This window comes from Lacticaseibacillus pantheris DSM 15945 = JCM 12539 = NBRC 106106, assembly GCF_001591865.1.
GTDB classification, from domain to species: Bacteria; Bacillota; Bacilli; order Lactobacillales; family Lactobacillaceae; genus Lacticaseibacillus; species Lacticaseibacillus pantheris.
Genome location: NZ_BCVS01000035.1, coordinates 1 through 20,822 on the forward strand (window position 1 = coordinate 1; position 20,822 = coordinate 20,822).

Consider the following 20,822-nt stretch of genomic DNA (forward strand, 5'->3'; position numbering starts at 1 on the left):
AACTTAGAGCCTGGCTACCCGCATTTGGCAGCCAGGCTCTAAGTCGCACCGGAAACCGCGGTTTTTACGGTTGGAGGTTTCGCCCTAGCAGCGGTCACCGTGGAGTGGTCCACAAAGTCGTAGAACACCACGGCACCCCCGCCGGTCAGAACCGCCACCAATCCAGTACCTCCAGAATCGCCAAATTATTGCTCAGACAAATAAAAAGCACCAGCCACTCCATCTTGTGAAGTTGCTAGTGCATAACAGTTTAGTTAGTTGGACTAGTTGCGGTCCGAACCCATCCCAAAGATTTGTAAAATCGCGATGAACAGGTTCAAGAAGTCCAGGTATAACGATACGGCCCCAGAAACGGCCAAAGCGTTAATCGAACTCATACCCTGGGCATCTGCCTGCGCGTATAAACGCTTCAGGGTTTGATTATCGTACGCAACCAGCACAATGAAAATTGCCAGAATCGCGTAGTTAATCAGCATTGCCATTCCGCTTGAACGCAGGAACATGTTGACCAAACTCATCAATATAATCCCGAACAAGCTCATGTAGGCAATTGACCCGGCACGGCTAAGATCCTTTTTGCCAAAAATCCCCACCATCGCCATGGTGCCAAAGACCACCGCTGTCGTCAGTAGCGCCGCAATCACCGTAGTCCCGCTGTACAGGGACATGATTACCGCGAGGGTAAATCCTTCACTAGCAGCTAGTAGCAGGAAGAATACCAACGCTCGACCCGCGTGCGCCATCGACCGACCAGTACTACCAAGAATCACAAAAATTATTGGCATGAAGGTCATTACGTAAAACACAATGGTATTGGAGGCAATGAAGTTAAAGTACTGCTGGCGGAAGACATAACCCAACAGGTAAGTAACGGCCGCCGTAACGACCATCCCCCCACCCATGACTCCGTAAACCCGACCAAAGAACTGGGATAACCCCGACTCATTGACGGCACGACGTTCTTGCATATCATCAAATCCTTTCATCGATACGTTACCGTACCAATAATTCTATCTTTGAAAAATATTGTAACATGAATCCACGTCATACCCAATGGTACTTAAGACCGATTTGCGGTCAGCGCATCAGTGTAGGCCTTTTCGTACTTCTGCACATCCCCTGCGCCCATGAAAACAAGGACGGCGTCGTGGAAGTCAACAAGCGGCTGCATGTTGTCCAACTGTAACACCTTACCGCCGTCAATCTTGGCCGCTAAATCCTCTGCACTGACGCTACCGCTCTTCTCGCGGGCTGAACTGAATATAGGAGTAATGAAGGCGTGGTCCGCCGTGCCCAAGATTTCAGCAAATTCGTCCAGGTACGCAATGGTCCGGCTAAAGGTGTGCGGCTGGAATACCGCAACAATTTCCTTATCCGGAAATTTCTGCCGGGCTGCATCTAGGGTCGCCTTAATCTCGCTTGGGTGGTGTGCATAATCATCAATGACGGTCATGTCAGCCACGTCAGTTTCGGAGAACCGCCGCTTAACCCCATCAAAGGTGGCCAATTCACGGGCAATCAGGTCGGCTGACAGGTGTTCAGTGTAGGCCACCGCCACCACGGCCAAAGAGTTCAGCACGGCGTGTTCACCATACAAAGCAACTTTGAAATGACCAATCAGTTCATCTTTGTGGTAGGCATCGAATTCGGAACCTGCTGGCCCCCGTTGCACGTTGCGCGCAATGAAGTCGTCGCTATCTTTCAGCCCGTAGTAGTACACCGGCACGTCAACATCGAGTCGGCGAAGCCACTGGTCATCGCCCCAGGCAAAGATGGCCTTTTTGACCTGCTTGGCCTCCGTTTCAAACGCATCGTAGACGTCCTCGATCCCCGTGTAATAGTCCGGGTGGTCAAAGTCGATGTTCGTCATGATGATGTAGTCAGGGTGGTAAGCCAGGAAGTGACGACGGTACTCATCGGCTTCAAACACGAAGAACTTCGAGTCCGGAATCCCCTTACCACTGCCATCGCCAATCAGGTAACTAGTTTTGGCAATGCCGCCTAACGTGTGTGCCAGTAAACCGGTGGTACTCGTCTTACCGTGGGCACCCGCGACGCCAATGCTAGTATAATCGCCAATCAGCTTGCCCAGGTATTCGTGGTAACGGTAAATCGGCAAGCCAAGTTCCTTGGCCCGCACGACTTCGGGGTGCTCATCCGTAAAACTATTTCCCAGAATTACGGTGTACCCCGCCTTCAGGTTAGCTGGATCAAAAGGCAGCGTTTCAATTCCCGCAGCCTCCAGGCCCTTCTGGGTAAAAGTGTACTGGGTAATGTCGCTGCCCAGTACCTGATGACCCAAATCGTGCAAAATCAATGCCAGTGAGCTCATACCGGAGCCCTTAATACCAATAAAGTAGTCAGTTTCAGTCATACGCTCAATCTCTTTTCCATGCCCCGCTTTGGCCCGGAGCAACTATGTAGGTTACCGCGTCGTTGGTAAACGACACCTTGCATTCTATGATAGCACAGGCGCCGCGCCGGGACGAGTATCGAAAGCAACATGTCCAACCGAAAAAGGCGAGCAAACCGGGTGCGCCGGCCACCGTGGCGCCCGGAAGCAAGACGTGAACTTTTTACGCGTTAAGGTGAACAAAATTGCACGTAAAGTTGCGTCCAGTAACCAATCCAACGCCAAACAAAAAACGTCCCTCTCTAGAGAAGGACGTTGTCAATATAGTCAGAGCGACTACCGCGCCATTACAGCCGGTCGTTCAGTTCCTTAGTCTGTTCTTCGTAGCCGGGACGGCCAAGAAGGGCAAACATGTTGCTCTTGTACGCTTCAACACCTGGCTGGTTGAATGGGTTGATTCCGTTCAGGTAACCAGATACGGCCACAGCGGCTTCAAAGAAGTAGATCATGTAGCCCAGCGTGTATTCATCCTGCTTGGGGATGGATACGGTCATCACTGGCACACCACCATCAGTGTGGGCCAGAACGACACCTTCGTAGGCTTTACGGTTAACTTCAGCCATGGTGCGGCCTTCGAGGTACTTCAAGCCATCAAGGTTGTCGGCCTCGGCAGGAATGTTGATGTCGCGCTTAGGTTGTTCAACCCAAACAACGGTTTCCATCAGGTTCCGGCGGCCTTCCTGGATGTACTGGCCCAAACTGTGCAGGTCCGTAGTGAAGTTAGCGGAAGATGGGTAAATGCCCTTCTGGTCCTTACCTTCGGATTCACCCATCAATTGCTTCCACCATTCGCCAAAGTACTGGAGGGTTGGTTCGTAGTTTTCAAGCAATTCAGTCGTGTAACCCTTGCGGTACAAGATGTTACGCAAAGCGGCGTACTGGTACGCTTCGTTTTCCTTCAGGTCAGCGCTACTGTATGCTTCGCGACCATCAGCAGCACCCTGCATCAAGGCGTCAATGTCGTAACCGGCAACGGCGATTGGCAGCAAGCCGACAGCGGACAGCACGGAGAAGCGACCACCCAAGTCATCAGGAACGACAAACTCTTCGTAACCTTCAGCGTCGGATTCCGTCTTCAGGGCACCCTTGGCGCGATCAGTCGTTGCGTAGATGCGCTTAGCAGCTTCGGCCTTGCCGTACTTCTCGATCAGCTTTGCCTTCAAGACACGGAAAGCAATTGAAGGTTCTGTCGTCGTACCGGACTTGCTGATGATGTTCAGGGAGAAGTCACGGTCGCCAATGATGTCCAGCAGGTCAGCCAAGTAAGTTGAGCTAATGGAGTTACCAGCAAAGTAGACTTCTGGCAGCTTGCGGGCTGGGTCAGCGTTCCGGAACGTGTGGCTCAGAAAATCAATGGCCGCACGTGCACCCAAGTAAGAGCCACCAATACCAATGGCAACAAAGACTTCAGAGTCCTTTTGTACCTTGGCAGCCGCCTGCTTGATACGGCTAAACTCGTCCTTGTCGTAAGCAACTGGCAAGTCCAAGAAACCGCGGAAGTCGTTACCGGCACCCGTACCGTTACGTAATTCAGAGTCAGCAGCCGTTACCAACGCCTGCATTTCGGACAATTCGTTATCGTGCACGAACTTGCCCAGCTTCGACGAATCAAATGAAATGTGAGCCATGTTAAATCCTCCTATTGTGTACTAAACCATGAATAACTCTATCCGTAATATCCCTAAATTGCAAGGGCTCACAAGCACGTTACCCGCAAAAAAACGCCACCACAGTGATGACGTCTTGCACGTGCATATTACACGCGTATTTATAGTAGTGATTTTAACGGCAGTTAGGCCTTCATGACCCCTAGGACCACACCACCCAGAATAACGAGCAGGCTACCCACGGTCACGTAAACCATCTCCTTGCGCGTCTTTTCTTCACCCAGCAAGAAAATCCCGCCAAAGGTGGAAATGACAATCCCCATCTGTGACATGGAGAACGCAATTGCTAAACCGACGGACTTCGTTGCCATCAGCATGAATAAGTTACCCACGCCCCACAACAGACCGGTAGCCACGTTTTTGGCCGTGGCCTTGGTTAGTACTTCATGACCAAACGACAGCACGATGGCGCCTAACAACATGCCGACAGCTTGCGGCAACACCACGGCCGCCGCGTCCAGGCCGGCAGCCGTATACACAACCGTATAGCCCGCGTAGCCAATCGTCGAGATCAGCAAGCTTTGGATACCTTTGCCCATATGGTTAGGCGCAGCCGCTTCCGACTTTTCTTTGCGCGAGGTCAGCGCGGCGCCGATTACTAAAATACCAACGGCGATAATTCCCAAAGTGACGTCGCGCCCGCTGTGCCATTCGTGGAACAACAAGGCGCCAGCCAAAGCGTTGGCGACCAATTGCATCCCCGTCGAAATCGGCACGGCAGTGGACACACCCACTTGTTGCATAGAACGGAACTGGAATCCCTGACCCAGTGCCCAAAGTAGTCCGGAAATAATCCCAAAAAGCCAGGTAGCACTAGTAATGCTTGGCTGCATGAATACCCACGTGCCAAAACCAAATACCAGTGCCCCAATGGTCATCCCCAATGTCTGCTGGTACGCGTTACCGCCGAGCTTCCCGCTCACCAGCCCGATTGATCCCCAGGCCAATGCCGGAATCAGTGCGATGATAATTGCCATGATGTGTGTTTCCTCTTTCTCGTTCGGTGTAGTGTGGTTGGATGATGTAATCCGCCAAGCCAATAAAAAATGGGCGGATGGTTGGTCCGTCCTAGCTAGTGACACCACCGCGAATATTACGCGCTGCAACCCGAGTAAACATACTATCGGAAAATGCGCTTTCATGCAAGTGCCAATTGGTGCCAATCGGCAATTAAACACCTGAAAACTAATGAAAGGCCTTGTTGCGTTTACGTTTTCATAAATTCATTTTCTTGAAATTAATATGTAACTCGCAACCACAGACTCACGCATTATGAAAACGCTTGAATGTCAGCGATTTCTTTTGTACAATGACCGTGTTACCGATTACTACACTTTTGGATCTCTGGAGGGTTTTGCACATGGCTAAAAAGCTTTTGACACGTGGTAAGTTCGACAAGATGCAGCAATTATCTAACAAGGGTGGCGTCATTGCCGCTCTGGCTATCGACCAGCGTGGGTCGATGAAGAAGATGATGGCTGCTGCCGACGAAAAGGCCGGCAAGGAATACAGCTTGGACCAGATTTACGAGTTCAAGGAACTGGTTTCTTCCGAACTGACGAAGTACGCATCTTCCATCTTGATTGATGAAGAACTTGGTTTTAAGGGTATGAAGAGCAAGGACCCATCATCCGGCCTGATTCTTTCATACGAAAAGACCGGCTACGATGCTGACACTGTTGGTCGCTTCCCAGAACTGTTGAAGGACGAAAGCCTCACCCGTTTAAAGGCCAAGGGCGCTGACGCAGCCAAAGTCTTGGTTTACTACGATCCACAGGACAAGGACGAGATTAACGACGTCAAGAAGGCCTTCGTTGAACGCCTGGCTAATGAAGCTAAGGGTGCTGACCTACCGTTCTTCTTGGAACTGGTCACCTACACCGACTCCATTCCTGATGCAAAGAGCCGTGAATACGCCCTGGCAAAGCCACGTCTAGTACTGGATGCCATGAAGGAATTCACTCAGGACAAGTACGGTGTTGATGTTATCAAGGCTGAAGTGCCAGTTAACTGGGACTTTGTTGCTGGTCACACCGCTGATGGCGTTGAACCAGCCTACACCGAAGAAGAAGCTGCCGGTTACTTCAAGGAAGCTAACGACATTGCTACGAAGCCATTCATCTACCTGTCTGCTGGTGTACCAACCAAGACGTTCCGTGAAGAATTGAACTTTGCCGGTGCTGCTGGAACCAAGTTCTCTGGTATTCTCTGTGGCCGTGCAACTTGGCGCGACGGCATCCAGGTCTTCGCGGACGGCGGACGTGATGCACTGAAGGAATGGTTGGACACGACTGGTAAGGGCAACGTTGAAGAGCTTAACGAAATCCTCGCCAAGTACGCTACTCCTTGGTATGATGTTTACGGTGGCTTGGACAACATCGAAGTTGTCGACCAGGCCGACTAACTAATACGCAAGCATAAGCCCAACCAAAAACACGGCATCCCACAAACGGGATGCCGCGTTTTTTACGTCCGTGTATGTCTAAACATTCTAATTGCCCCGCGGAGTAGCTGGTATACTGCGTACCCCACCATACCGCCAACAAAGTTGAAGATGACATCATCAATATCGGCAATGCCAGTAGCCAGTAAAAACTGCCAGCACTCAATCGACAGTGATAATGCCAGGCTGAACACTGCCGTACCGAACCACCGGTGACCCCACCGGCCGAGCATCGGCCAAAGCAACCCTAGCGGCATGAACCAGAGGACATTGCCGATAGTTTGGTAATAAAAGTCTAGTCGACTCGTTGCGTGAAATAGTTGCAGGCTACCTGCCAGTGGGCGCAGATTAATCACGTTGGTACTCCGTCCCCAATCAGGATGAATATCCCAGGGGTAATAAAGGTGCGCCCCGCGAAAAACAGTTAGTGCTAACAATAAAATTAAGTAGGTTACGAAAACCAGTAAGGCCAATTCATGCGACCAACGTGGTCGGTCGCGTTTAAACAGCAGCCAAATAATCCGCAACGCAATAAAAATCAGGGCGTAAAGAATCGTTTTATCTACACTATAAACAATCAGTCGTATGAGTGGCCAATGATTCACTGTGGACGCCATCCTGCCGGCAATCCAACTATAAAACGGGCCTAAAAACAGCATGACGTCACCTCCCACCCCATATTTTACCAGAACGTTCACCCCTGCCCCCTTAAATATTGAGAAAAGGATAGTAATTTCGGTACCGTTTGCCCCGCCTTTGCCACTCGGGGTAAAATGATTACGATACTCTGAAAGGCGGTCACGACGTTGAAATACAGGCTAAAACAATTGCGTACCTCAAGGTGGGGATTTTTCACCATCCTGGTCTTCCTTCTATGTGCCAAGACCCTGTTAGCGTACGTATTTGAATTTAATTTGGGGGCTGAGGACCCGCTACAATACTTGCTCCTAGCCATCAATCCACTCGGTACCAGCATCGTGCTCATTGGGTTGGGGATGTATATTCGCAAACCCAAGCGTGCCTACATTACTGCTAGCGTCATTTACATACTGTTGTGTGTGTTACTAATCGCGAATATCCTCTACTACCGTGAATTCACCGACTTCATGACCATTAACACCATGTTAGGGTCCACAAAGTCGGTTCAGGGGCTCACGGCAGGTAGCCTGTCGTTGCGACCACTAGACTTAGTCTACTTTGGCGACTTCATAATCATCCTGGTCAGCTACCTGGTGTATGGCCTGCTCAACATCATGCGCTTCGTCAACCATCAGCAACTGATTTGGCCCCACTTCGGTTGTCAGATGGACCGCCGTCCGGTCGCCTACCACCGGCCACTGGCTACCACCGTCATCGGCTTGGCCATCTTCATGGTGACCATGGCTCTCAGTGAAGCCAATCGCCCACAGCTGTTAACGCGCACCTTTGATCGCACCTACATCGTGAAATATCTGGGCCTCGGACCATTCACGGTGTATGACGCTATGAAGACGGTACGCACTAACCAGGTCCGGAGCCAGGCTGATAGTGCCAGCATGGATAAGATTCTAAGTTACACACAAAGTCATTATGCCAGTCCAAACGCAACTTATTACGGCGCAGCTAAGGGTAAGAACCTCATCGTCATTCACCTTGAAAGTTTTCAACAATTCTTACTGGGGATGAAGATTGACGGTCAGGAAGTCACCCCCTTCCTGAACTCGCTCGTTAAGGACGACAACACCCTCAGCTTTGATAATTTCTTCAACCAGGTCGGGCAAGGTAAGACCAGTGATGCGGAAAACATGCTGGAAACCAGCACGTTTGGACTATCGACTGGTTCCCTCTTTGCTACCCTGGGCACCGACAATACATTCCAGGCCGCACCGGCGATTCTGAACCAAACTGCCGGCTACAGTACCGCCGTCATGCACGGTGGTTCCGGTTCGTTCTGGAACCGCGACAACACGTACAAGAGTCTAGGTTATAACTACTTCTTTTCCGGCGACTACTACTACCATAGTGCGGACATGAACACCCAGTATGGGATCAAGGACAAACTCATGCTGGCCGAAAGCACCAAGTACCTTGAGCACTTGCAGCAGCCGTTCTACTCCAAGATCATTACCACCAGCAACCACATTCCGTACACCATTACCGACGAAGATTCCGACTTCCCGGACGCTGGGACGGACGACACCACAGTGAATAACTACTTCAAAACTGCCCACTACCTGGACGCGGCCCTGAAGGAATTTTTCACTTACCTCAAGAAGAGCGGGTTATATGATAACTCCATTATTATGATGTACGGTGACCACTATGGTCTCAGCAATGAACGTAACAAGGCCGTCGCACCACTACTGGGTAAGAACACCAGTGATTGGACGTCATTTGATGACGCCCAAATGCAACGCGTGCCCTTGATCATTAACATGAAGGGGCTGAAAGGCGGGGTCAACCATACGTATGGTGGCGAAGTAGACGTGCTGCCAACCTTACTCCACCTACTCGGTATTGATACCAAATCCTACGTTGAATTCGGGCAGGACCTACTTTCGACCCAACATCAACAGTTAGTGGCGTTCCGCGACCGCGACTTTGTCACGCAACGCTATACCGTCATCAACGGCCAGGTTTACGATAACAGTACCGGTGCGGTTGCTGACAACCTGTCGGCAGAAACCACGGCTCGGCTTAACCGCGACCAGAAGAAAGTTAACAAGGAGCTACGGCTATCCGACCGGTTGAACCAGCAAAACCTGCTCCGGTTCTACACACCGGCTGGCTTCACCCCGGTGAACTCTAAGTCAATCGACTTTACAACGAGTTTGCAACAAGTTCTCCAACTGGAACAAAATAGGGGTTCGGCCAGCACGTCAATGTACACGGAAAATAATGATCAAAGTACTACGTCGGACTACAAGACGGATGCCCCTGAATTGGACGGCCACGAATCGTACATCACGAAGTTCCCGGCTGCCGTCCAAAAGCAGACTAATTCAACTGGTAGTAGCGTCAGTTCATCCAGCAGCAGTACTTCCGCAACTAGTGATAGTTCAATTTTAGAAAGCGATAGTAGTAACTAGAGAGCGGAGCCCCGCGGTTAGAAACTGGAGCGTAACTTGCTACGGCGGTGAAGCCCGGGCCTGGCTTCATTGTCGTAGCGGGTTACGTGCAAGTTTCTGCGGGGCGCAGCTCGTTTAAGAGAGCGGAGCAGCCCGTTTAGTAAGCAGAGTATAAGGAAGCCCGGACGAGAATCCTGCACTTGGATGCTTGTCTGGGCTTTCTTATACGTCGCTTTCTGGGCTGTGGAGCTCGTTTAAGAGAGCGGAGCCCCGCGGTTAGAAACTGGAGCGCAAGTGTCCCCATCCCAACGCGCCGCTTGGCAGACACATTCAATATGCACAAACAATTGCATATTCTGACCGGAACGCGCCGTAGATGTCGGACTGGTTAAATATGTCAACATCGGGCAACAAACAGTTTTTAGCGCCGCCGTGATGGTCGTATTGCAAACACGAATAACATAATTAACCGGATATTCATTAATGAGCACACAGAAATTCATACATTGTTCAAAATCGGTCACTATAATATTAGATAAAGAGGTGATGATTGATGCGGTTCATGGAACGAACAATTATGGGACTCCGGTACCACCGTAAAATGAACATTTTAATTGCGGCGCTGACGGCGGTATACTCCATAATCGGTTTATTCCTCCGCACTAACGCTGCCAACACGATGTCCAACGCCACCAACTTTAGTCAGCGGATTGCAGAGTTGCCCGGTAGCAACACTAGCGGCGTTACCAGTGCGGTGTTGCGTGCGCACTCCACTCAGGCCGACTACTACAACATCGCGTTTGCAGCGGCAACTTTGATTTACCTAATATTGCTAATCGTCATCGCTGCAATCTTCGTCCGCCGCCAGCAAGCAGAAACGGCTGCGTACATTGGGGCCGGCAAGCAGCCATTCGACATCGCCAGCCAAACCGCCTTAGAGGGTGGCATCAGCGCCACCGTTGGCTTTACGATAGTATCCGTCATCGTGAGTTTATTCAGCGCAACGGTTAGTCACTGGTGGGCCAAAGCCAACCAGTTCATCTTTGCCCACGCCATTGGTCAGCCCCGAGGCACGCAACACCAGGAGATGCTGCAGGGTATCAAAACAATGATGAGCAAACGCATGACCGACTTCAACCCCCAATCCCTACTGTTCGGGGACTCCGGGATGAGTAGCCAGATACCCAACACCGTTGTTGGCTTTGCCACAGTCGGCGTAGCGGCGATTAGCGCCGTCGTAATTGTCAATTTAATTGTTATGATGGCCCAGGCCCGCACGGTACGTAGCCACCTTAACTAAGCAAAGGGGGTAACAGCATGCTCTTTAACACCCGCAAAATTAAAGCAACCAAACTAAACCCAATTTTTGACCGCCCCGGTGTCTACTTTGTCAGTCAATCAACACTGACGGCTGCATTTAGCACCTTTCACCAATATGTCCGTGCCCTCAACGATGCAGGTTGGGCCAAACGCGCCGGCGTCATCGCCGCTGAGAGTAGCTTAGTACCGTACCTCCCTGTACGTTCGAACCTCTTCCTGAATGGCAACGAACACAATTTGAACGTACTACCCCGACAGATGCGCAACAGTTCCTTTTTAAATCAACAGTCTTCCGAACTCCACGGAATCGATATACTAATCGTGCAGCTGTTCCGCGAAATTTTGGCCGGCAAACAAATAATTGTGACCGGCACCGTACTCGACCGTCTGAGCGGACCCGAAATTCGCGCCTTCCTCTCCGTCGCCAAAGCCGCCTGCACTGAGCAGGCAGTCAGCCTAATTATTATCACAACCAACGCGGACCTGGCCGCAACTGCCGGCCACTCCCTGACCGAAGCTCCCGAGATAATGGTTACTAACCGACTAAAACAAGGTTCACCCACGTAAAAAGCTTCCTCCTGATACCGATCAAGTACGGTACGGGGAGGAAGCCTTTTTTTGATTCCACAATTTTTTATTCAACGTGACGATCCCGGCGCCAAACGCCAGTCAATACGCATACAACCAGGACAAAGGCCACGGCAACTATCAATGCGGCTCTAGTTGAAGGTAACCAGGCCATTACTACAAACACCATAATCAGAAATACCAAAACTAAATAATCAGTGAACGGCGCCCCCGGCAAGCGGAATTCATGCCCTTGGGGATTGGCCCGGCGATAGCGTAGATGGGTCAGCACGAGTGCCCCCCACACAAATAAGAAGCACGTCGTTGCGGCAGAGGAAGCAGCAGTGAAAATTGACGCCGGAATGATAATGTTCAAAATGACACCCAAAGCAATCATACCGGCACTAGCAGCAATGGCCCGCGCCGGAACCTGCCGGTGATTCAAACGGCCAAAATAACGTAGTACTGGGTGCTTCCCGGTCACGCCCATCCCAAAGAGTAGACGTCCCGTCGAATAAAGGCTAGAGTTGCAGGCACTAGCAGCAGCCACAAGCACCACGAAGTTAATAATATCGCCACCAGCAGAGATGCCAGCATTATCAAACACCTGCACAAACGGACTGGAACTGGTAGAGACCGCACTCCACGGGAATACGGACATAATTACGAGTAGCGCGCCCACGTAGAATAGAATCACCCGTACCGGAATTTCGTTGATGGCCTTCGGAATAACGTGATGGGGATCAGCCGTTTCGGAAGCGGTGAGCCCCACCATTTCGATACCCACAAAGCTGAACACCACCATTTGGAACGACGAGAAAAAGCCGCCAGCACCTTGGGCAAAGAAGCCGCCAAACGCGGTTAGGTTGCTAAAGGATGCGTTACCTTCCCGCGTTTTGACGTGCAGGAAGATTAATACTAGCCCCACAACAATTAGAATAACGATCGCTACGACCTTAATGAGTGCAAACCAAAACTCAGTTTCACCAAACGCACCGACACTAATTAGGTTGAGGCATAGTAGCAGAACTAACGTAATCAGTCCTGACACCCACTGTGGTGACCCGGGAATCCAGTACTTGACGTAGAGCCCCACCGCGGTAATTTCAGCGATCGCAACCGCAATCCAGCAAACCCAGTAAACCCAGCCAATGACCTTACCAGTTTTAACACCCAAGTATTCGGAAATAAAATCAATAAAATTGTGCTTAGTAGTATCGCTCAGTAATAATTCGCCCAGTGCGCGCATCATCAAAAAGCAAACCAATCCGGTCACAATATAGGCCAACAATATTGCCGGCCCAGCCTGATGGATGGTCTGTCCCGCGCCAAGAAATAACCCCGTCCCAATTGTCCCGCCTAGGGCAATGAGCTGCACGTGCCGGTTTTTCAGATCACGCGCCATGTGCACGTTATTCTTTTCAGTTGATTGCAAAACGATACCTCCAGTTATTAACCCTTTCAGTATACCGAAGCACCACTCCGCCACCCAGTAAAGTGTAATGAAACCTCATCAGCGATTGATGAACTAAATTCATGTATTTAGATATCATGATGAATAATGGGCAACAAATAAGCAAATTACGTTTTGGGTTGGGCCACCCGCCAGATATTCGACCATCGAAAAAGAAGCCGGCAATTACTCATGCCCGCTTCCCCTATTCGTACAACTTCGATTAATTTGTTCCCGTTATTACCGTTACCTGGCGCTCAGATAAATGATTCAGGAGGTAATCACGCAGGTCGCTGACATCGCGGTCAAATACCAAGCGGCTGACCTTGATGCTGCCTACGTAAGTCCATAGTTCGTTACGACCCTCAACGCGAGTGGGACGAATTTCAACTTTGCTAATCGCTCCCCACACACGCACTGACCCCAGTCCGGCAATCACTGCCCAAAAGGCTAAGCCCCTACGCCAGCACGCAAACAATAAACACATCCCCGCGACGAACCAACCCAGAACCTGAGTATCCACCGTTTGTGCGGTGCCCCAAGTAACAACCGCGGCCACAACCGCGACAACTAGCAGGAGCACTGTCCGTACCCAGCGTGTCCGTGCCGCAATTTTGATTGAACCGTCAACAACTACTGTCGTTATCAGGGCCAGTATCAATACCGCCAAATAAAACCAACTTAACCAGCTCATTTAGTCAGCTCCATTACGTCCCGCGCAATCATTAGTTCTTCATCGGTAGGCAACAATAGTACTTTCATCGTCGAGCCATCAGCGGTTAAATCCGTGTCCTCAGGTCGCACATCATTGTTGCGATCCTCGTGCATCCGCACCCCAAAAACGCGTAAGCCATCAATAATACGTTGTCGCATAGCACCGTCTCCTTCACCCATGCCAGCAGTGAAGACCAACCCGTCAACGTGGCCCAGCTCGGTAATGTAGCCGGCCACGTACTTCACCATCCGGTTCACAAATATATCGATGGCCAGTTGCGACTGGTGCCGCGTTGTGCGCGTCTCTTCAACTTTGCGCATATCCGGAGAAAGTTCCGAAATTCCAAAGACGCCGGATTCGGTGTTCAAAATTTTAATCACATCATCCGGATCAGTTAATTGCAACTTCTTCATCAACATGGCAACCAGTGAAGGATCAACATCCCCACTGCGCGTACTCATGGTGACCCCTGAAACAGGAGTGTACCCCATGGAGGTGTCGTAGCTCGCACCGTTCTTAACGGCGGTCACCGAAACACCACTACCCATGTGCATGACAATCAGGTTCAATTCAGACATGGGTTTGTGCAACATTTTCGCGGTGTGTGTCACCACGTAACGAATGCTCGTTCCGTGTGCACCGTACTTCCGGAGGCCAAAATCACGGTAGTACTGCATCGGAATGCTGTACAGGTAATTCATCTCGGGAATAGTTGTATGGTACGCAGTGTCGAAAACCCCCACCTCTGGTGTATCTGGTAGCACCTGCATGAAGGCCCGAATGCCCTTTGCTTCAGGTGGATTGTGCAACGGTGCTAGTTCAGACAGTGCCTCGATTTGGTCCAGTTCCTTTGGGCCAATTACGCTTGAAGCCTTAAACGTCTCCCCACCAGCAACGACCCGGTGACCAACACCGCCAATTTCATGGTAGTCCTCAATAATGTGCAGGTGTTTCAGCTCGTGGATTAACTTATCCACGGCCACGTCAACACTCTGGATATCTTCTTCCTCGACAAGTTGCTGACCATCACCGTACTTAACGGTGAAGGTAGTGCCCGGTAAACCCAGATTGTCCACCAGTCCACGGGCAATCACCCGTTCTTCTGGCATTGCGAACAATTTCCACTTAAGCGTTGAACTACCGGCATTGACTGCAAGAATTTTAACCACTGGTATTAGTCTCCTAGTTGAATGTTTGCTTGGTACCACGACTGCACTGCACTGACGAACTGTTTAAGCCCTTCTGAATTATCAAGTTGCGGAAATTCACCCAACAACACTTGGGTTGCTTGCCGTGCTCCAGCCCCAGGTTTCTGTAGGAAAAGCAAGGACTTTTGGGCATCCGGACTACTAAACATAGACTCTGGCAACGTCAACAAGCCTTGGAAAAAGGCGTGCTTAGTCAGCCACTGAGTCAATGTTGCCGACTCATCCGTTTTGAAGACGTTCGCCGGAACGTAGAACATCCCTAGTCCCCCCGGCTTTAACTGCCGCAATGCCTGTTCAATGAGCAAGTGATGGGCATATGAATGACCAGACTTGGCCGCCAGTTCAAATCCTGCAGCGCGTTCATCCAGCGGATAATAACCCACGGGTAAATCTGACACCACAACGTCCACTTGACCAAACACTAGTGTATCCAGCGCATCCTGATGGTACAAATCAACATCAGTCCCCTGGAGAGTGGCGCTCACGCCTGCTAACGCCAGTACATCCTCATCATTATCCACACCATATCCGTGAACGCGCGCTCCGGTCTGTTCCTGCAACGCATTAATCACTGCAAAGAGCAGGTTACCTGTGCCCACTGCCAAGTCAGCTACGGCAAGTTCCTGTGGCTGTTGTGGCAGCATGAGTGTGGTTAGGTAAGTAGCCAGGGTTGCCAACGCATCAGGTGTAACCTGCTTGTTGGGTTCAGTGGCGTCAAACTGCATAACTTTCACTAATACTAGCTGGATAGCCTGCCGTATTTCTTCTGGTTGATATTGCTCCGCCCATAGTGGCGACAATAGTTCCTGTAGGCGGGCCGTCGTTTCAGCATCTGGAAGACCGTCCTCATGGTGGATATCTCCAGCATGTAAGTCCTCAGCCACCTCAGTCAGCGCCGTTAACATTGAACCGTCGATATTCCGTTGTAATGTGGAACTGGCCATGCTCATCGCATTGTACAGTTCTTCCATGTGCTCATTGGCCACTCAGACACACTCCCTATCGGTAAATTTACTACACTAATCTTACCGGTGTAGGACGTGGTTTTCAAGGCTATCACGGCGTTATTTCCGTAATGTTGACATTAGCGCTTACTAATACCAAGACAAACTTTCATTGCCCCAATGGCTGTTTTTCCGTGATAGCGCCACGTTTTGACGATTCTGTAACTTTATCCAGCCGAACCCAATTATTTAACGCGTTACGGTTGGCACGCTCCTCTAACTCGTATTGTGTGCGCCAACGCAACATTTGCGGCACCATCCAAAAAGTCATCGCACCGATTACCAACAAGATTAGTAGTGCACTCGCTAACACGCTACCTTGATGTCGTCTGCCCATTGGTCAACACCCCCCTAAAAGTTAGTCCATCGTCCATGGTCACCTTATAGACCCAGGTATTGTCTGCCAAAGTATCAATGAGTAACTTGCGGGCGTGCATTAATATCGGCACGTAGCCACCGTTATCGGTTTCTACCCGCAGAATGTTCCCGTTAGCTTGAGAATGATACTGTGCAATCGTTCTTCTGACCCCATCCTGATCCACTAACACCAGGGTGTCGTTCCCCTCACCAGATACACTGCCCCCAGTGCAATAGCGTTCTAATTGCCGTTGTGCCGCTTGTAGCTCAACCATCTCTTCATCTTTGGTCGTCATGTGGCTGGCAATTTGAACTAGTGGCGACCACAGACAAACCGTCGCAGCCAGAACTGCCAAAGCCGCCAAGCATTCAACCATTGTGAAGCCCATACGTAAACGTCCACGTCTCCGTCGTACCATCCTTTTGCACCTTCACCTGATGGTCATTTAGTATCGTTGCCTGATAGTACGCGATACCCAACTGACTCCGTTCCTTCATCAATCCATTTGCGGCATGACCCCGTAGGCAATTGATCGCCGCCCGGCCAGCCATCGCCCTATCCCGGGGGATTAGTACAAACTCACGGTGCGTTCGTGCAACCACGGATACCATAAGTGCACACATAGCAATTACCATAATGGCAGCGATGTGTTCCACTAATAATGAACCAGCTAATCGACCGTGCCAATATCTAATTGCCCCCACTCCATTTCTATCGCAACCCGATGCGGCGGTCCAACCGTCGATGACAAAATCGTTTCATGGGGTTGGGTAACTTTGCCTTTCGCGGTAATATCCCAATGAAACGAGCCACCCCCAATTACTAATGTCCGTGGAATTACCACCCGAACGGTGCCCGTCGTATCAACCAGCGGCCGTTTAGGGTTTGAAAATTCGACGACATAATTTTGTACATCCCAGTTGACCACCACCGCTTTGCCATTCACCTTAGCTGCCGCTAGTTCATACTGCCATTCAGTCCGCACACGCTCAAAAAAGGCGTCTTCAACACGTCGCTGTTCCCATCGCTGTCCCACCGTAATGGTAAAAACGGCCAGTGTGGCTACCACAACCAACACCATCAACACTTCAATCATGGTAAAACCCGGGCGTCGCCGCATGTCTACTTACCAGCCGGCGCCTTCAAAGCCACGTCAGTACCCGTCTGCGCAACTTTGACACCTGCATCCACTAGTTGCGTGTATTGAGCAGCACTAATTAAACCCTGGTCCCGCAACTCGCCTAGTGAATTAAGACCCCCAGCATTCTCCAAGTCGGGTGTTTGCACCGCCAACTGCGCGTTAACACTCCGCACGATTGTTGCAACATTCTTGGTTTCCGCGTGGTCCATTTGCCCCTTAACGGTCGCAATCAACGTAATCGTCAAAATTACAATCACGGCTAGCGCTGCCAACACCTCAATGAGCGTAAATCCCTTACGCTGACGCTTTAATTTTACTTGCATTTAATAACTCCCCCCAATGTTTGAATAAAAGCGAAAAGGACGTACAAGTGCCGCAAAATGGCACTTTGTACGTCCTTGTTCCGTATTTACTCCGCCCTGCCTAGTTATCCACAGGAAAAGTGGCCCAATCGACTGCCCCCTAAAGCTCGTTTCTTTTGTATGGAGATTACACAAAAACAGCGACGCCGACTATATCGGTATCGCTATTTTTAATTAGTACAGCCTCGCTTAATTAATACTACCAAGCGCTAAATTAAACCATACACAAATATGTATGGGCGCATAAATTGAGTGACGTTGTTTGGGTAATATTTACCATTGGGGAGTGGTTTGTGAGGGGTGCATTATACTACCATGACCGAATATGTGGCTACGCCCTGACCACAAACAAAGATTACACCAAATTAAAGATCCAATCAATAAAAAGAGACTTCCCACGTGCAGTAGAGAAGTCCCCAAGAGGCGTTGCCGACTTTGCAATTTGTGGTTAAAAGCATTTTCAGCATAAAAACCACAGGCGTTGTCTGATATCTACCAAATCGTAAACGAACAAAAGAAGTAGAACCCCCGTTAGACGGTACCTAAACTTGCATACAGTGTTGTTGAACAGATAATTTGGAGTCTTAGCAACGCCTCTGAACTGATTATACACATGTTTTACTAATGCGTATACAATTTTATAATATGTTTTTAAACAAAATACCCCTAGCATTTCTGCTAAGAGTATAGAGGAGTAGGAACGAAAGTGTTAACATGCTGGAAGGTGTGAAAACACTCGTTCGAACGACTTGATTATAGCACCGCTCAAATTAAATGTCGAAATTATTAAAAAAAGCCCCACCCATCAGGGTGAGGTTACTTAGTCATGCAATTGTGTTACCGGAATGCTCCCAGTGCCGCGCCATTGTCGCGCACCGCTAGGTAGTGAGTCAGTCCATCGCTCGCGTGGTACGCGGTGTATACAGCTCTTCGTAACTTAGTAGCTGCTGGTATACCCGCTAAGGCACGATCAATCTCCTCCAGCTCGCGCAGCGCCGTACTTGATGCCACGCCAGTTCATGCCGCGAGCGCTCGCACTTGCTTGACCGTCCAGCGTTCTAGCGGCCGTGAGTTGAAGTTAAACCAGGTCGTTTGACTGATGCCGCTATCTTTTGCTAGCCGATAGCGTGTGAGGCTGTGTGCCTCAAGATACTTATCTAAAATTCCCGCCATTGCTGGTAGGAGGCCTATTTTCAATGTCAAGCCGACATTATTTTTTATCTCCGTCTATGGTGGGTTTCTCGCTCAACTCCGGAAAAGTTGCAATTTCTCGTGCCTCAGATGAAAGCAAACCAACATAAACTCTAAACTTATCAATTAACAATCTCATTATTTCAGTAGACGATTTTTTATTTTCTTCAGTAATCTCTCGAGAATTACTTTCATCTTCGACATACTTATAAAACTCGTCAGAAACTAAGAAGTTGCCAACGATTGTCCCTGAAAGAACAAATTCACGCGTCCGATAATCTGTTGTGACAGTTCCCTTAATAAACTTTTTCCCTTTTTGTTCTTTAAAAATGTTGTTATTAGTAGCTGGTTCCATTTTCAGAACTGATTTTCCAGCATCATTAACTTGATCATCTTCTTTGAAAAATGGCTGTGTTCTAAACTCAAGTGTCTGAATTGAAATGTCTACTACACCTATCCTCATTATTAACCTCACAATACGGTCATTGTTACGCCATTAGCACTCACGTCATTTATTGAATACGTATTTTCTGTTTCTATAACTTTGGTAGCCTTTTTTATAGGTCCTTGTATTTTTAGTGGTTTGATACCCTTATCGTTAAAGCTTGTATTGCTTATAAAACTTGCCGATATTTGAAACATTTCCTTAAAAACTGACAAACCAACTTGCAAGCCGGACTTAACCGCCTCACTAGTGGACTTTTGAGTCAGTCCCACTTGTAATGTCTCATTCAAAAAACTATTCAAACTAACATTTTCTCGTTCAGCATTCATAACGAGCTCTCTATGCAAGTTTTTTGATGTTCGTAACGTTATTCTTCCTGAATATTCTTTCTTCATTAAAACAGGTTCAGGTATTGGAAGATTTCTTTTTAAAGCTACTGCGATCCAAGACCTTTTAGCATCCTCAAGACTGGTCAAAGCCTCTTCGATAGTATCTTCAAAAACCTCAAGACCTGGCAATTCCGGAATTGAAGCGCTGTAGTAATTTTCACCTTCGTCATCAATCGGTGAGATATCAATTTTGTATTTCAAATTTATATAATAATCTAAGCTTTTGTTTTCCATGATGTTCCCCCACTTATTTAAAAAACTATTTAGTTCTTCAAATCGTCAATCGCATTTAAAAAATATCTGACAAGATACGATTTAAGGTCCTTCCCGTGATCAGGAAGCGGCTTCATCGGGTAATCAAGACTAGGATTATATACAATAAAGTGACTGCCACCGGTATCGTTTACAACTTTAAATCCGTAGTTTTCTAAAAGTCGTCTCATTTCTCGAAACGTAACTTGGCGCGGATTCCGTCTTATTTTTACCTCTAGCTTATCAATTTGACTCACGTCAGTTCCTCCGCACCACATTTAGTGTCACCCATGTCACTGTCAACATCATATACTTCTGATTTTCGTAATACAACACTTTTGACTGATTGTAAACAAATTTGTTAACTTTGTTCACCACTAAATTTGCAACATCACAAAAAGTCCTCCACCCGCGTTAGCGAGCAGAGGACTTTTTGTTACCGGATATACAGACTTTCGCCGGGATAGATCAGGCTATAGATTGATTTGCCGTTGTTGGCTGCCAGTGTGTAAATACTGATGCCGTACTTGCTGGCAATACTCCAGAAGCTATCACCAGAGCGGACTGTGTAGTACGTGTGGCTTGCTACGCTTGAATAGCTTGTGCCAGATACTCGGAGAACGTCTCCGGGATGAATAACACTGTTGATAGTCTTGCCGTTCTTAGAAGCCAAAGTATACATGCTCATGCCATATTTGTAAGCAATCGACCACCAACTATCACCCGACTGAACCGTGTAGGTCGAGCCAGAGCTTACTGACGGCACACTGGTCGTCGCCAGAATCTCCACATCACTGCGGTTAGCCCAGCTCATGATGCCGCCAAGCAGTACCCGCGTGCCGGAGAC

At 49.2% G+C, this 20,822-nt stretch carries 20 protein-coding genes; 4 read left to right on the plus strand and 16 right to left on the minus strand.

The window, feature by feature from the left end; translation table 11 throughout:
* Window positions 1-263: 263 nt before the first annotated feature.
* The 4 genes from LPA02S_RS05275 to LPA02S_RS05290 all read right to left on the minus strand — a co-directional run bounded on the left by LPA02S_RS05275 (window position 264) and on the right by LPA02S_RS05290 (window position 5,057).
* Window positions 264-968 carry a Bax inhibitor-1/YccA family protein gene (locus tag LPA02S_RS05275; RefSeq protein ID WP_056957163.1) on the minus strand — a complete coding sequence of 235 codons (705 nt, stop codon included), beginning with the start codon at window positions 966-968 and terminating at the stop codon, window positions 264-266.
* A 92-nt stretch (window positions 969-1,060) separates the two neighbouring features.
* On the minus strand, window positions 1,061-2,374 hold the full coding sequence (murC, locus tag LPA02S_RS05280; RefSeq protein ID WP_056957162.1) for a UDP-N-acetylmuramate--L-alanine ligase: 1,314 nt from the start codon (window positions 2,372-2,374) through the stop codon (window positions 1,061-1,063).
* 326 nt (window positions 2,375-2,700) lie between these two features.
* Window positions 2,701-4,041, minus strand: coding sequence for a glucose-6-phosphate isomerase (locus tag LPA02S_RS05285; RefSeq protein WP_056957161.1), 1,341 nt, complete (start codon window positions 4,039-4,041; stop codon window positions 2,701-2,703).
* Window positions 4,042-4,205: 164 nt separating this feature from the next.
* The gene (locus LPA02S_RS05290) at window positions 4,206-5,057 is read right to left on the minus strand and encodes a GRP family sugar transporter (RefSeq protein ID WP_054650450.1); all 852 of its coding nucleotides are present in this window, start codon (window positions 5,055-5,057) and stop codon (window positions 4,206-4,208) included.
* Window positions 5,058-5,440: 383 nt separating this feature from the next.
* Between LPA02S_RS05290 and LPA02S_RS05295 the strand changes: the two genes are divergently transcribed.
* On the plus strand, window positions 5,441-6,484 hold the full coding sequence (locus tag LPA02S_RS05295) for a tagatose 1,6-diphosphate aldolase (protein ID WP_056957160.1): 1,044 nt from the start codon (window positions 5,441-5,443) through the stop codon (window positions 6,482-6,484).
* Between the two features lie 62 nt (window positions 6,485-6,546).
* Here the strand turns inward: LPA02S_RS05295 and LPA02S_RS05300 are convergent, their stop codons facing one another.
* Window positions 6,547-7,182 carry a VanZ family protein gene (locus LPA02S_RS05300; RefSeq protein ID WP_054650448.1) on the minus strand — a complete coding sequence of 212 codons (636 nt, stop codon included), beginning with the start codon at window positions 7,180-7,182 and terminating at the stop codon, window positions 6,547-6,549.
* A gap of 147 nt (window positions 7,183-7,329) precedes the next feature.
* Between LPA02S_RS05300 and LPA02S_RS05305 the strand changes: the two genes are divergently transcribed.
* The 3 genes from LPA02S_RS05305 to LPA02S_RS05315 all read left to right on the plus strand — a co-directional run bounded on the left by LPA02S_RS05305 (window position 7,330) and on the right by LPA02S_RS05315 (window position 11,457).
* Window positions 7,330-9,591, plus strand: a complete 2,262-nt coding sequence (locus tag LPA02S_RS05305) for an LTA synthase family protein (protein WP_056957159.1) — start codon at window positions 7,330-7,332, stop codon at window positions 9,589-9,591.
* 541 nt (window positions 9,592-10,132) lie between these two features.
* Window positions 10,133-10,870: a hypothetical protein gene (locus tag LPA02S_RS05310; RefSeq protein ID WP_156470992.1), complete on the plus strand. Its 738-nt coding sequence runs from the start codon at window positions 10,133-10,135 to the stop codon at window positions 10,868-10,870.
* A 17-nt stretch (window positions 10,871-10,887) separates the two neighbouring features.
* Window positions 10,888-11,457 carry a hypothetical protein gene (locus LPA02S_RS05315; RefSeq protein WP_054650444.1) on the plus strand — a complete coding sequence of 190 codons (570 nt, stop codon included), beginning with the start codon at window positions 10,888-10,890 and terminating at the stop codon, window positions 11,455-11,457.
* Window positions 11,458-11,524: 67 nt separating this feature from the next.
* On the opposite strand, the gene LPA02S_RS05320 is transcribed toward LPA02S_RS05315, so the two are convergent.
* The 11 genes from LPA02S_RS05320 to LPA02S_RS05380 form a co-directional block, all read right to left on the minus strand.
* Complete coding sequence (locus LPA02S_RS05320; RefSeq protein WP_054650442.1) at window positions 11,525-12,892, minus strand: amino acid permease; 1,368 nt, start codon at window positions 12,890-12,892, stop codon at window positions 11,525-11,527.
* Between the two features lie 241 nt (window positions 12,893-13,133).
* Window positions 13,134-13,604 carry a hypothetical protein gene (locus tag LPA02S_RS05325; protein ID WP_056957157.1) on the minus strand — a complete coding sequence of 157 codons (471 nt, stop codon included), beginning with the start codon at window positions 13,602-13,604 and terminating at the stop codon, window positions 13,134-13,136.
* A complete protein-coding gene (locus LPA02S_RS05330) occupies window positions 13,601-14,794 on the minus strand; it encodes an acetate/propionate family kinase (protein WP_054650438.1) in 1,194 nt (397 codons plus the stop codon). Before LPA02S_RS05330 ends, LPA02S_RS05325 begins: the two co-directional genes overlap by 4 nt.
* 5 nt (window positions 14,795-14,799) lie before the next feature.
* Window positions 14,800-15,819, minus strand: a complete 1,020-nt coding sequence (locus LPA02S_RS05335) for a class I SAM-dependent methyltransferase (protein WP_054650436.1) — start codon at window positions 15,817-15,819, stop codon at window positions 14,800-14,802.
* Between the two features lie 332 nt (window positions 15,820-16,151).
* Window positions 16,152-16,583, minus strand: a complete 432-nt coding sequence (locus tag LPA02S_RS05345; RefSeq protein WP_054650432.1) for a prepilin-type N-terminal cleavage/methylation domain-containing protein — start codon at window positions 16,581-16,583, stop codon at window positions 16,152-16,154.
* Window positions 16,584-16,865: 282 nt separating this feature from the next.
* Window positions 16,866-17,315: a prepilin-type N-terminal cleavage/methylation domain-containing protein gene (locus LPA02S_RS05355; protein ID WP_056957156.1), complete on the minus strand. Its 450-nt coding sequence runs from the start codon at window positions 17,313-17,315 to the stop codon at window positions 16,866-16,868.
* 2 nt (window positions 17,316-17,317) lie between these two features.
* On the minus strand, window positions 17,318-17,659 hold the full coding sequence (locus LPA02S_RS05360; RefSeq protein ID WP_056957155.1) for a prepilin-type N-terminal cleavage/methylation domain-containing protein: 342 nt from the start codon (window positions 17,657-17,659) through the stop codon (window positions 17,318-17,320).
* 1,249 nt (window positions 17,660-18,908) lie between these two features.
* The gene (locus LPA02S_RS05365; protein WP_056957154.1) at window positions 18,909-19,352 is read right to left on the minus strand and encodes a hypothetical protein; all 444 of its coding nucleotides are present in this window, start codon (window positions 19,350-19,352) and stop codon (window positions 18,909-18,911) included.
* Window positions 19,353-19,360: 8 nt separating this feature from the next.
* Window positions 19,361-19,957 carry a type II toxin-antitoxin system HicB family antitoxin gene (locus tag LPA02S_RS05370; RefSeq protein ID WP_056957153.1) on the minus strand — a complete coding sequence of 199 codons (597 nt, stop codon included), beginning with the start codon at window positions 19,955-19,957 and terminating at the stop codon, window positions 19,361-19,363.
* Between the two features lie 29 nt (window positions 19,958-19,986).
* The gene (locus tag LPA02S_RS05375) at window positions 19,987-20,232 is read right to left on the minus strand and encodes a type II toxin-antitoxin system HicA family toxin (RefSeq protein WP_056957152.1); all 246 of its coding nucleotides are present in this window, start codon (window positions 20,230-20,232) and stop codon (window positions 19,987-19,989) included.
* 179 nt (window positions 20,233-20,411) lie between these two features.
* Window positions 20,412-20,822: LysM peptidoglycan-binding domain-containing protein (locus LPA02S_RS05380; protein ID WP_156302132.1), on the minus strand; the 411-nt coding region annotated here is incomplete at its 5' end.